Below are 12604 nucleotides of genomic sequence, written 5' to 3' on the forward strand. Positions count from 1 at the left end.
GTTTATAAGGGATGGGAGCAAATCACAACCGATTTCGCCCCCATTGGGGCATAAAGCAGGGCTGCCGCCCAGCAAAAAATATTTGCTAGTGCGACAGCCCCTTGTTTTTGTATCTGACTGTAAAAAAACAGAAAAACGAAAAAGATATAGTCAATTTACACAAAGACCTTGATATTTTTGAAATATTTTAGTATAATTCTAACATGATTACTAAATGGCATCGGAGGAAAAAGCTATGAACGTTTACACAACTGACAGTATCCGTAATGTGGTTCTTTTGGGACATGGTGGCAGCGGTAAGACCAGTCTGGTCGAAGCAATGGCATACGTGTCCGGACTGACCGGACGTCTCGGAAAAGTGACCGACGGCACAACCATCAGCGATTACGATAAGGAAGAGATCAAACGTAAGTTTTCCATCAATACATCTGTAGTACCGATTATCTGGCAGAATACCAAAATTAATATTCTTGATACACCGGGATATTTCGACTTTGTAGGGGAAGTGGAAGAGGCAGTTGCAGCGGCAGATGCAGCAATCATCGTAGTATCCGGAAAAGCAGGAGTGGAAGTCGGAACAGAGAAGGCATGGGAGCTTTGCGAGAAATATAAGCTGCCGCGTATGTTCTTTGTATCTGAGATGGATGTGGATCATGCATCCTTCCGTGCAGTTGTAGAGAAACTGACTGAGCTTTATGGAAAGAAAATTGCTCCGTTTTATCAGCCGATCCGTGAAAATGAGAAGTTTGTTGGCTATGTCAATGTCATGAAGATGGCAGGAAGAAGATTTACCGGTATCGGCAAGAGAGAAGACTGTGAGATCCCGGATTATTGTCGTCCAAACCTGGATATTTATCGGGAGGCTATGCTGGATGCAGTGGCAGAGACCAGCGAAGAGTTTATGGAACGCTATTTTGCAGGAGATGAGTTCTCTGTTGGAGAGATTCGAGCAGCTATGAAGACCAACGTAGACGATGGAACCATCATTCCGGTATCTATGGGATCCAATGTAGAGTTGAGAAACATTCACAATCTGATGAATGACATTGTAGAACTGTTCCCGTCACCGGATAAAGTAGCCTGCGCTGGTATCAATATGAAGACGAACGAGATCTTCCAGGCAGATTATAACTTTGCAAAAGCAAAATCCGCCTATGTATTTAAGACCATTGCAGATCCGTTCATTGGAAAATATTCTTTGATCAAGGTTTGCTCCGGTGTTGTGAAATCCGATGATACATTGTATAATGCATCTTCCGAGACAGAGGAAAAATTGAGCAAACTCTATGTGATGAGGGGCAACAAGCTGGAGGAGGTTTCGGAGCTTCATGCTGGTGACATTGGAGCCATCGGAAAAGCAGGCTGCAAGACCGGAGATACCCTTTCTACCAAGGCAACTCCAGTGATGTATGGTAAGACAGATATCTCCAAGCCTTACACATACATGGCATATAAAGCAAAGAATAAAGGGGATGAGGACAAGATCTCTCAGGCATTGTCCAAGATTATGGACGAGGATCTGACCGTGAAGACCGTGAATGATTCTGAAAATCGCCAGAGTCTGCTCTATGGAATGGGTGATCAGCATCTGTCTGTGATTGTCAGCACCCTGGCTGAAAAATACAAAGTAGATGTGGAACTGGTAAAACCGAAGGTAGCATTCCGTGAGACGATCCGCAAGAAAGCAGATGTAGAATACAAATATAAGAAACAGTCCGGTGGACACGGACAGTATGGTCATGTTAAAATGACCTTCGAGCCGTCCGGTGATCTGGAATCTTCCTATGTATTTGATCAGATTGTCGTTGGTGGAGCAGTTCCGAAGAACTATTTCCCGGCAGTAGAAAAGGGTGTACAGGAATCTGTACAGAAAGGACCTCTGGCTGGATATCCGGTGGTAGGTGTGAAGGCTGTTCTCTATGATGGATCCTATCATCCGGTAGATTCTTCTGAAATGGCATTCAAAACTGCAGCAATCCAGGCATTCAAGAAAGGATTTATGGAGGCATCTCCGATTCTCCTTGAGCCGATTGAATCCCTTACTGTTCTGGTCCCGGATAAATATACGGGTGATGTTATGGGGGATCTCAATAAGAGACGAGGCCGTGTACTTGGTATGAATCCGGCAGGTGCTGGAAAGACTGAGATTGTGGCAGATGTACCAATGATGGAACTCTTTGGATATACCACAGATCTTCGTTCTATGACCGGTGGAAGCGGAATTTACTCCTATGAATTTGCGCGCTATGAGCAGACTCCGTCTGATGTACAGGAAAAAGAGGTTGCATCGAGAGCAGCAGAGGTGTAAGATATAGTTTATAATTAAAGAGAAAAAGGGGAGCTGTCTTGGACAGAACCGAAGGGAGGCGGTTCTGTCCCGGCAGACCCTCTTTTTTTGCTATGATGTGGGGATGTCATGGTAAAAAAGATGGAGAGGATAAGAAGTGAAATGAAAGAGTTTGCAGAAAAATGTTTTGGAAGATTTGAACTGCTGGTAAGATGGATTCTGGTAGCAGGTCCTACGGGCATAATCCTTGGAATCTTCGGTGGTTTGTTTGGAAAAAGCATTACTATAGTGACAGCCTTCAGAAATACCCATCCCTGGATGCTGTATCTGCTTCCTGCTGCAGGACTTCTGATTGTGGCAATTTATAAACTGGATCCCTATAAAACAGGTACAAATCGGGTATTGGAAGGTGTCCAGTCAGACACCTATGTGCCGCTTCGAATGGCACCTCTGATTGTGGTTTCTACAATTCTGACCCATGCATTTGGAGGGTCTGCAGGACGGGAAGGAGCAGCGCTGCAGCTGGGAGGCAGTATTGGAGGAACCCTTGGTAAGTGGATGAAATTTGACGAATACGACCATAAACTCATGATCATCTGTGGTATGAGTGCCGGATTTTCCGCACTGTTCGGTACACCGCTGACAGCAACGATCTTTGCAATGGAAGTAATCAGTGTAGGAATTATGCAGTATGCAGCACTGGTTCCCTGCGCAATGGCTTCACTAATTGCGCACCAGGTTGCGCTGATGGTAGGTGCCGGAAGTGAGCGGTTTGATATTATAAATATTCCGGCCCTTAATCTGAAGACTGCGGCATTGACAGTTTTGCTTGGATTTTTATGTGCCGGTGTAAGCATCCTTTTCTGTACGGTATTACATCGGACAGAGCATTGGTATAAAGAGATAATTCCCAATGAATGGGTCAGGATTGTGGCAGGAGCACTTCTGGTGATTGTTATGGCAAAATTCCTGAATACAACGGATTATCTTGGCACAGGCATGAATGTCGTTGAACGTGCCCTGAATGGAGAGACAGAAGCAGCTGCTTTTTTACTGAAGATCGTATTTACAGCAGTTACATTGGGATGTGGTTTCCGTGGTGGCGAGATTGTACCGACCCTGTTTGTGGGAGCTACCTTTGGATGTCTCTTCGGACAACTGACCGGCCTGTCACCTTCTATGGCAGCAGCCTGTGGTATGGCAGCAGTTTTCTGCGGTGTGACCAACTGCCCGATTTCATCCATGTTCTTGAGCTTTGAGTTATTTGGATTTGATTTTATGCCGTTTATTTTGCTGGTTGTCGGAATCAGTTATCTGGAATCGGGATATTATGGCTTGTATCACAGCCAGAAAATTCTCTATTCCAAGACTAAGCTTCAATTTATAAATACTCATACAAAAGAATAATTGGAAATAGAAAAAGGCAGGAGCATGCGCTACCTGCCTTTTTGTGACTGTGCGGAAAAGAGCCGATGAGCCCGGTTCAGCATTTCGTCCATCTGTGCTTGTTCCGCATCGGATTTTCCTTCTTTCATGATCCGGAAGATCAGTTCAAATTCCTCTCTGGTAAATCCAAGATTTTGCCTGCTGGCAGAAGCGGCGGCTCCCATGATAATGGGAAGCATTTCCCGCTGGCTTGTCTTTCCTTCCAGCTGTTCAGCGAGCCTTAGAAGAAGCGTTAATTTTTCCGGGGCAATCTGCTGCACCCGCTCATCATAAAACCAGTCCGGAATATTCATGTGTCACCTTCCTTTGAACCGGGAGCCGGAGCGGAAAAGCTCTCGAACATTTCCCGGTAGAGATCCATATTTTCAAACAGGTCCGAAAATTGCTCCATCTGTGCTTGCTCTTCCGGGGGAAGCAGTCCTTTGAGGCATTTCATGAGATTGCCGCCCTCTGGGGACAGCTGCACAGGTGGATTTCGGTTATAATATTCAATGACATTGCGAAGCTCTGTCCATTTGATGTAGATTGCCAGCATTTTCTGCATGGAAACAGGAAGAAAGGGCAGGAAGGCTTTGAGCATCTGCAGTTCTTTGGGAAGCATTGCTTCATCAAATGGAGTCATAGTAGAATCTGCCCCCTGCGTCTTTCTTCAATATATGAACGGATACCGGAAATCATGCGTTTCCGGAGCCGGGACTTTTGACGGACGTTCATCCGGGATCCAAGGACAGGGAGCAGGAGGCGTCAGATAGGCTGACGTCCCCTGCTCAGAATATTTCTGCCCTTAAAAATCTCAGCATCCGCAGGAATTGCATCCGCAATTGTTTCCACATCCGCCTCCGCAGCTGTTATTTCCCCATCCTCCGCAGCAGCACAGCAGGAGAATGATCCACACACAGCTGTTGTCATTGCCGCTGCAACCGCAGCCATTGTCACAGCCGGAGCCGCCGAAGATTCCATTTCCGTTGCCACAGCAGCAGCTTAACAGCAGAAGGATCCAGATCCAGCTGCAGCAGCTTCCGCCGCCGAAAATTCCATTGTTGCCACCGCAACCACAGGAATTGCATCCACAACCGTTTCTCGAACTTAAGTCACCCATGAAGAGAACCTCCAAAAAACTATTTACACTTCATCATATGCAGAGTGGGGGAATTGTGTTATACTGCAATTGGCAAAGTACAAACTTTGAGAAGGAGGCTGGTAAGATGCCTGCAGCATATGCACATTATTGTTTTGGAAAAGAAGTATATAAAGAATTACCGGAGAAGGAGAAGAAATGGATCCTGGAAGGAAAAGACGCATTTTTGTTAGGACTGCACGGTCCTGATCTCTTGTTTTACTATTTTCCTTTAATGAAAAACAGGGTCAATCAGCAGGGAGTACATCTTCACCAAGAATTAGCCGCTGATTTTTTTGAAAAAGGTTTGAAAAAGTACCGTCAAAGTGAAGATCCGGTGCTGAGAGCATATTTATACGGATTTATCTGTCATTTTATATTGGACAGCGAATGCCACCCGTACATTAACTGTTACATGGAAGAAAAGAATCTGGGACACCTGGAGATTGAGACGGAATTTGACCGGTATCTCATGGAACGGGATGGAAAGGATCCGCTTCAGTATGCCCCCATCCATCATCTGATCAGTCGCTCCCATACGAGAAGAATCATTGCATCCATGTTTGACCGGATTACGCCGCGACAGATCGACGTCTGCATTCGATATTTCCGCCATACAATCCGGTTCTTTATATGCAGGAATCGGAGAAAACAAAAAGTACTGCAGTTTTTCTTTGGCCTGATTGGCCAGAAAAAAGGAATCGGCGGATTAATTACGGACGGAGTGTTTAATTCCCAATGTGCAGAGAGTGATCAGTTTCTGGAAGAAAGGCTTATCCACAGTGTAAAACTGGCCGCAGAGGAAATTACAAATTACAGCAAAGCGCTGGACAAAAAAGGATTTCTGTCCATGCGGCTTTACCGTAATTATGAGGAAATTTAATCATTGGTTTCCGGAAAACGGAGTCCAGCAGTGCTGGTGACCGGCAGGGAGAAGACAATGCCTCCTGCCGGGGAACCAACGCCGGCCCGTTCCATGATGGATTTCATAATCGCCTGTTTCTGGCTTGTTTTCACTACGATAAAAATCATTTCTTTTTCTTCCGCAAGGGAGATGCCAAGGAAACGTTTTGCATGTTCGGCACCGGTTCCTTTTGCATGGATGACGGTCCCGCCGGGCGCATTGGCGCTTCTGGCCGCATCCATAATAGTCTCAATATGTCCCCCGTTTGCAATGGTTACCAAAAGTTCATATTCCGTGTTCTGCAACGTGCTTTCCTCCTCAATCTTCATTGTCTGTCCCGCAGTGAGATACTGCAGGGTTTTTCTTCCGCCAATACTGGATAGAGGAATCAGAAATGCAATCCCTCTTCCCGGAACAGCGATATTCATTTTTTCATATAATTCTTTTTTCAAAGATTTCCATGTATCCCTGGTGAGCAGGGCAAAATAGACGGTCTTTTCTGTGGCTTCCAGACCGAGGGCATCCAGAATCGTATTGGAAGCAGTACCTGCAGCCATAGTAGATAATACAACTGTAATATGGTGTTCCTCAAAAAATGCCAGGTACTTTTTCCGAAGTCCCCGGTTGGCAATGAGACCCATGAGAAAGATCTGATTCATAAGCGGCTCCTTTTTATAAAGTAATATGATTACAGTTCGATAATGTCATCATCTGCAAACTGATCCAGATAGGAGACAGCAGGTACCGGGATAAATGAACCGGAGGTGCCGGAGCGGAAACGGTAAATGGTTCCCAGTATCTGTATGGTGATGAGCGGTGTCATAGCTACCATGGCAACAATGCCGAAGGCATCACTGACGATATTTCCGCCGAGAGCATCGCAGGCTCCCATGGCAAAAGGAAGCAGGAAAGTAGCGGTCATGGGACCGGAAGCAACTCCGCCGGAATCAAATGCGATGGCCGTGAAGATCTTCGGTACCAAGAAGGACAGGCAGAGGGCAATGGTGTATCCCGGAATGAGAAACCATAAAATGGAGATGCCGGTCAGTACACGGAGCATGGCAATTCCAACAGATGCTGCCACACCAAGAGACAGAGACATTCCCATGGCCTGGCCGGAAATAGCACCGGAAGTAAGTTCTTCCACCTGATCCATCAAGACATAGACGGCCGGTTCTGCTTTTACGATAAAATATCCGATCACCATACCGATAGGAATAAGAATCCAGTTGCAGGAAAGTCCGGCAATCTGCTGCCCCAGATAATTCCCGGCTGGCATAAATCCTACATTAACGCCGGTCATGAATAGTACAAGACCAATATATGTGTAGAGAATGCCGATCACAATTTTTTTCAAGGTCCGTTTCTTCAGTCTCAGGGAAAAGATCTGAAACAGGAAGAAAAAGAGGGTAATGGGCAGAAGAGAGAGGGCAATTTCTTTTATATATTCCGGAAATCCATCCCTGAAGCAGATCCACAGATCTCTGGAATTCTGGATTTCCGGTATAACAGCAGCGGTATAGGAGCTGTCGGAAGTCCTGAAAATAAGCCCCAGAATGAGAACTGCCAGTATAGGACCTACAGAACAGAGGGCTACCAGTCCAAAACTGTCGTTTTCTGCATGCTTATCGCTTCGGATGGCAGAAAAACCAATACCCAGAGCCATGATAAATGGAACGGTCATGGGGCCGGTCGTCACGCCGCCGGAATCAAAGGCGACAGCAAGAAAATCTCCGGGAATAAAGGAAGCCAGGGTAAACACAAACAGATAGAAGACGATGAGCAGCGGAGCCAGTGCCATGGAAAAAAGCATTCGGAGGGCGGCAATCATCAGAAACAGCCCGACGCCGCCTGCCACGGCAAGGATCAGCGTCAGATTCGGGATGGAAGGAACCTGTCCGGCAAGTACCTGTAAGTCAGGCTCTGAGATGGTGATAATAAAACCGAGGAGAAAACAAAGAAACAGTACCAGTCCCAGATGCATGCTTCCCGCCATTTTCTTGCCGACTTTTTCGCCCATGGGCGTCATGGACAGTTCTGCACCGAGATTAAAGAACATCATGCCGAGAATCAGCAGGATTCCGCCAAAGAGAAACAGCAGCAGAATACCGGAGGGAAGGGGCGCGATGGTAAAACTTAAAAGAAGTACGATTCCCATAATGGGAAGGACGGCTTTTAATGCTTCGTTAAGTTTTTCAAGTAGATTTGTCTGAATAGCTGCCAAAGGCATCAGCTCCTTTCGTTGTTTTAAGTAAACGGGTGATCGTAAGTTTCCGAGAGACAGTTTAAAAAGGCGCGGGCAGCTGTGGAAATCCAGGTATCCTGGCTTCGCACCAGACAGATGCTGGAAGTCAGTGGAAGATCGGAGATCTGGCGGCTTACAGTGTCCGGGTTTTTCACCAGTCCGAAAGCGGAAGCCGGGAGAATGGAGATTCCAAGTCCGGCATCAGCCCAGATGACGGAAGTTCTGGCATCGTCATTTTTACAGAAAACATGGGGAACCAATCCGGCTTCCCGGAAAGATTCCAGAAGAATTGGTTCCCATCGCCGGTACAGGATCAATGGCAGGCCGGAGAGATCGGACAGGGTAATGGGATTCTTGCTTTGAAAATAACGTTTGCTGCCGACTGCCAGAAGCGGTTCTTCAATCAGCGGAACAGAGATCAGCCCCTGTTTGGAAAACGGGGTGCGGACCAATGCCAGTTCTATGAGACCGGAAGACAGCTGCTCCAGAAGCTGATAAGTATTTCCCTCGGTTAATTCAAAATCAATGTGGGGATACTGTTTCTGAAAATCCTGTACCGCATGGATGAGATAGGTGCTTCCTACTGAGGAAACTACTCCCAGTCGGAGGACTCCGGCGGTTCCATCCCGGTAATCTTTTAATTCCCGCGCAGTAATATCAGCCAGTTCCAGCATTTTAACGGCGCGGCCGTAGAGCATCTGTCCGGCGGCGGTGAGCTGCACATGCCGGGAACCCCGTTCAAAGAGCAGGCATCCGGCTTCCTCCTCCAGAAGTTTCATTTGGGCGCTTAAAGGCGGCTGGGTCAGGTGGAGTTTCCGGGCAGCGCCGGAGATGGTTCCTTCCTGAATCACTGTCACAAAATAAGATAACTGTTTTAAATCCATCAATGACTCCTTTATAAACCATATGAAATATATATAGGAAATATACAAAATGAATAATTTTAATATAGAATATGCTGTGCTATAATGTCAAGGAAATACGGAAACCTGAACGGTTTCTGAACAAGGGAGAACCATCATGAAAAAACTTCTTATTTACCTGAAGGGGTATGAAAAGGAGACGGTTCTGGCACCGCTTTTTAAAATGCTGGAAGCGCTCTTTGAGCTTTTTGTGCCTCTGGTTATGGCAGCCGTCATTGATACAGGTATCGGCGGAAGCGACAGGGGTTATATTGTGAGAATGTGCCTCATTCTCGTTACCCTGGGCGTGATCGGCCTGACCTGCTCTATTACGGCCCAGTACTTTGCAGCAAAGGCGGCGACAGGATTTTCCACAGCCCTTAGAAAAGAGCTGTTCGGACATATCCAGAGCCTCTCTTATACAGAGATGGACAAGATCGGTACCTCTACACTGATGACCCGTATGACCAGTGACATCAATCAGGTCCAGTCCGGCATCAATCTGGTGCTTCGTCTATTCCTTCGTTCCCCGTTTATCGTATTTGGCGCCATGGTGATGGCATTTACGGTAGATGTGAAAGCGGCGTTTGTATTTGTCATTACGATTCCGCTTCTGTCCATTGTAGTCTTTGGAATTATGCTTTGGACCATGCCCATGTATCGGAGAGTGCAGGGTGCCCTTGACCAGGTACTGGGTCTGACCAGAGAAAATCTGACCGGTGTCCGTGTCATCCGTGCATTCCGGATGGAAGAGCAGGAGCAGAAACATTTCCGTCAGGAGAATGAGCATCTGACGGATCTGCAGAAATTTGTAGGCCGTATCTCCGGTCTTATGAATCCGGTAACCTACACTATTGTAAATGGCGCTGTCATTGTACTTCTCTACACGGGAGCTGTCCGGGTAGATGCAGGTATTCTGACACAGGGCCAGGTGGTTGCACTGGTGAACTACATGAATCAGATACTGGTAGAGCTGGTAAAACTGGCAAACCTGATCATCACCGTAACCAAGGCAGTAGCCTGTGGAAACCGGATCCAGAGCGTGTTCGAAATTCCGTGCAGTATGAAGAACGGAACCAGAGAGATAAAAAACACCATTACCTCCCTGCAGTTTGACCACGTGGGACTGACCTATGCAGAGGCAGGAACGGAATCTCTGACGGATATTGATTTTACCGCCCATGCAGGAGAGACCATCGGCGTTATCGGCGGCACCGGTTCCGGTAAATCCAGCCTGATAAATCTGATTCCGAGATTCTATGATGCGACAGCAGGAGCTGTCCGGATCAACGGCGAGGATGTCAAAAATTATGACAAAGAATCCCTGCGCCATATGGTAGGCGTGGTGCCGCAGAAGGCCGTGCTCTTTAACGGAACCATCGAGGACAATCTCCGCTGGGGTAAGGAAGATGCTACGGAAGAAGAAATGTGGCAGGCTCTCTCGGTTGCACAGGCAAAAGACTTTGTGGAAAACCGTGACGGACAGCTCAAGGCTCATGTTGAGCAGGGCGGAAAGAACTTATCCGGCGGCCAGAGGCAAAGGCTTACCATTGCCCGTGCTTTGATTAGAAAACCGGGCATTCTGATTCTGGACGATAGTGCATCTGCCCTCGACTTTGCAACCGATGCGGCACTCCGGAAATCCATCCGTGAGATGGAGGGACAGCCGATCGTCTTTATCGTATCCCAGAGAACGTCTTCCATCCGTCATGCAGATAAGATCATCGTGCTGGATGATGGTAAAGTGGCAGGAATTGGAAGCCACCAGGAACTTCTTAAAAACTGTGGAGTATATCAGGAGATTTACTATTCCCAGTTTGAGAAAGAAGAAGGAAAGATGGCGGCAGCCGAGGAAGGGGTGAGCGTTCATGAGTAAGAAAGTGAATTCTGAACAGACAGAAGTCCTGAAAAAGGTGCTCCGCTATATGAGACGCTACTGGTTTTACCTGGCGATTTCCATTTTTCTGGCAGCGATTACCGTAGCATCTACCCTGTATATTCCGCTGCTCACCGGAGATGCGGTAGACTGTATTGTGGGCAAAGGACATGTGGATTGGGCAGGTGTCTTTGCCGTATTGAAGCAAATGGCAATGGTCATTGGTGTGACAGCGCTGGCACAGTGGGGCATGAATATCTGCAACAACAAACTGACTTATCAGATTGTGCGGGATATTCGAAATGAGGCATTTGCCAAACTGGAAATCTTGCCTCTGAAATACATTGACCAGAAGTCAACAGGAGAGATTGTGAGCCGCATCATTGCGGATGTAGATCAGTTTGCAGATGGTCTGCTCATGGGATTTACCCAGCTGTTTACCGGTGTGATTACGATTCTTGGAACCATCGGATTCATGCTCAGCGTTAACGTAGGAATCACCTTCGTGGTTCTTCTGGTAACCCCGATTTCCTGGCTGGTGGCTTCCTTCATTGCGAAACACACCTTTGATATGTTCCGGAAGCAGTCCGAGACAAGAGGTGAGCAGACAGCATTGATCGATGAGATGATCGGAAATCAGAAAGTAGTACAGGCATTTGGCCATGAGCAGAAAGCAATGGATCGGTTCGATGAGATCAACGGCCGTCTTCAGAAATATTCCCTGCGGGCGATTTTCTTTTCCTCTATCACCAACCCGTCCACCCGTTTTGTAAACAGCCTTGTATACACGGGTGTAGGAATTACGGGAGCACTGGCAGCCGTGAGCGGCAGAATGTCTGTCGGACAGCTGACCTGTTTCCTGAGCTATGCAAACCAGTATACCAAGCCCTTCAATGAGATTTCCGGTGTGATTACCGAGCTTCAGAATGCCATTGCCTGTGCGGGCCGCGTCTTTGAACTCATTGAGGAGGAACCACAGACACCGGAACCGGAAGATGTGAAGGTTCTGACGGACGTAGAAGGAACTGTACGTCTTCAAAATGTAAGATTTGCATACCGCCCGGATCAGAAATTAATCGAGAATCTGAATCTGACGGTGAAACCGGGTGAGCGTGTGGCAATCGTTGGTCCGACTGGCTGTGGTAAGACAACGCTCATTAATCTTCTGATGCGGTTCTATGATGTAGACAGCGGAAGCATTCAGGTAGAGGGTACAGATATCCGCATGCTCACCAGAAACAGTCTCCGTGCGGCTTACGGAATGGTGCTGCAGGATACCTGGCTTCGTTCCGGTACGGTAAAAGAGAACCTGCTCATTGGAAAAACAGATGCGACAGATGAGGAGATTGTGGAAGCGGCAAAATTAAGCCATGCCCACAGTTTTATTAAACGTCTGCCGAAAGGATATGATACCTTCATCGGTGAGGATGGCGGCGGACTTTCCCAGGGTCAGAAGCAGCTTCTGTGTATTACCAGACTGATGCTCTGTCACCCGACCATGTTGATTCTGGATGAAGCAACGTCTTCCATTGATACCAGAACAGAGATGAAGATTCAGAATGCCTTTGCCAAACTGATGGAAGGTCATACCAGTTTCATCGTAGCGCATCGTTTGTCTACGATTCGTGAGGCAGATGTGATCCTTGTTATGCGTGATGGACAAATCGTAGAACAGGGAAATCATAAAACACTGTTGGCACAGAATGGTTTCTATGCAAAACTTTATAACAGTCAGTTTGAAGACTAAACAGGATGAGGTTCACCCGGCGTGAATGACAGAAAAGCTCTGATGTGCAGATGCACATTGGAGCTTTTTTTACATATATT

Annotated in this window: 11 protein-coding genes; 5 read left to right on the forward strand and 6 right to left on the reverse strand. The window is 47.1% G+C overall.

The window, feature by feature from the left end; all coding sequences use genetic code 11:
• The first annotated feature begins 235 nt into the window (after positions 1–235).
• Positions 236–2308, forward strand: coding sequence for an elongation factor G (locus ACZMB2_RS08645; protein ID WP_487596423.1), 2073 nt, complete (start codon positions 236–238; stop codon positions 2306–2308).
• 108 nt (positions 2309–2416) lie between these two features.
• Complete coding sequence (locus ACZMB2_RS08650) at positions 2417–3694, forward strand: chloride channel protein (RefSeq protein ID WP_487596424.1); 1278 nt, start codon at positions 2417–2419, stop codon at positions 3692–3694.
• Between the two features lie 29 nt (positions 3695–3723).
• On the opposite strand, the gene ACZMB2_RS08655 is transcribed toward ACZMB2_RS08650, so the two are convergent.
• The 3 genes from ACZMB2_RS08655 to ACZMB2_RS08665 all read right to left on the reverse strand — a co-directional run bounded on the left by ACZMB2_RS08655 (position 3724) and on the right by ACZMB2_RS08665 (position 4832).
• Positions 3724–4026 carry a hypothetical protein gene (locus ACZMB2_RS08655; RefSeq protein ID WP_487596425.1) on the reverse strand — a complete coding sequence of 101 codons (303 nt, stop codon included), beginning with the start codon at positions 4024–4026 and terminating at the stop codon, positions 3724–3726.
• A complete protein-coding gene (locus ACZMB2_RS08660; RefSeq protein ID WP_487596426.1) occupies positions 4023–4355 on the reverse strand; it encodes a hypothetical protein in 333 nt (110 codons plus the stop codon). The genes ACZMB2_RS08655 and ACZMB2_RS08660 overlap by 4 nt, the downstream gene beginning before the upstream one ends.
• A 171-nt stretch (positions 4356–4526) precedes the next feature.
• Positions 4527–4832 carry a chorion class high-cysteine HCB protein 13 gene (locus tag ACZMB2_RS08665; RefSeq protein ID WP_487596427.1) on the reverse strand — a complete coding sequence of 102 codons (306 nt, stop codon included), beginning with the start codon at positions 4830–4832 and terminating at the stop codon, positions 4527–4529.
• A 106-nt stretch (positions 4833–4938) separates the two neighbouring features.
• Between ACZMB2_RS08665 and ACZMB2_RS08670 the strand changes: the two genes are divergently transcribed.
• Positions 4939–5733, forward strand: coding sequence for a zinc dependent phospholipase C family protein (locus tag ACZMB2_RS08670; protein WP_487596428.1), 795 nt, complete (start codon positions 4939–4941; stop codon positions 5731–5733).
• Here ACZMB2_RS08670 and ACZMB2_RS08675 read toward each other — a convergent pair.
• The 3 genes from ACZMB2_RS08675 to ACZMB2_RS08685 are packed head-to-tail and all read right to left on the reverse strand — an operon-like array spanning position 5730 to position 8883.
• Positions 5730–6413, reverse strand: coding sequence for a P-II family nitrogen regulator (locus ACZMB2_RS08675; RefSeq protein WP_487596429.1), 684 nt, complete (start codon positions 6411–6413; stop codon positions 5730–5732). The genes ACZMB2_RS08670 and ACZMB2_RS08675 overlap by 4 nt on opposite strands.
• A gap of 29 nt (positions 6414–6442) precedes the next feature.
• Positions 6443–7984 (reverse strand): DUF1538 domain-containing protein, encoded by a 1542-nt coding sequence (locus ACZMB2_RS08680; protein WP_487596430.1) that lies wholly within the window; start codon positions 7982–7984, stop codon positions 6443–6445.
• Positions 7985–8001: 17 nt separating this feature from the next.
• A complete protein-coding gene (locus ACZMB2_RS08685) occupies positions 8002–8883 on the reverse strand; it encodes a LysR family transcriptional regulator (RefSeq protein ID WP_487596431.1) in 882 nt (293 codons plus the stop codon).
• 136 nt (positions 8884–9019) lie between these two features.
• Between ACZMB2_RS08685 and ACZMB2_RS08690 the strand changes: the two genes are divergently transcribed.
• Together ACZMB2_RS08690 and ACZMB2_RS08695 are read left to right on the forward strand one after the other, a co-directional pair.
• Positions 9020–10777: an ABC transporter ATP-binding protein gene (locus ACZMB2_RS08690; RefSeq protein ID WP_487596432.1), complete on the forward strand. Its 1758-nt coding sequence runs from the start codon at positions 9020–9022 to the stop codon at positions 10775–10777.
• On the forward strand, positions 10770–12524 hold the full coding sequence (locus tag ACZMB2_RS08695) for an ABC transporter ATP-binding protein (protein WP_487596433.1): 1755 nt from the start codon (positions 10770–10772) through the stop codon (positions 12522–12524). Before ACZMB2_RS08690 ends, ACZMB2_RS08695 begins: the two co-directional genes overlap by 8 nt.
• Positions 12525–12604 lie beyond the last annotated feature (80 nt).

Source organism: Hominiventricola sp., assembly GCF_057604405.1.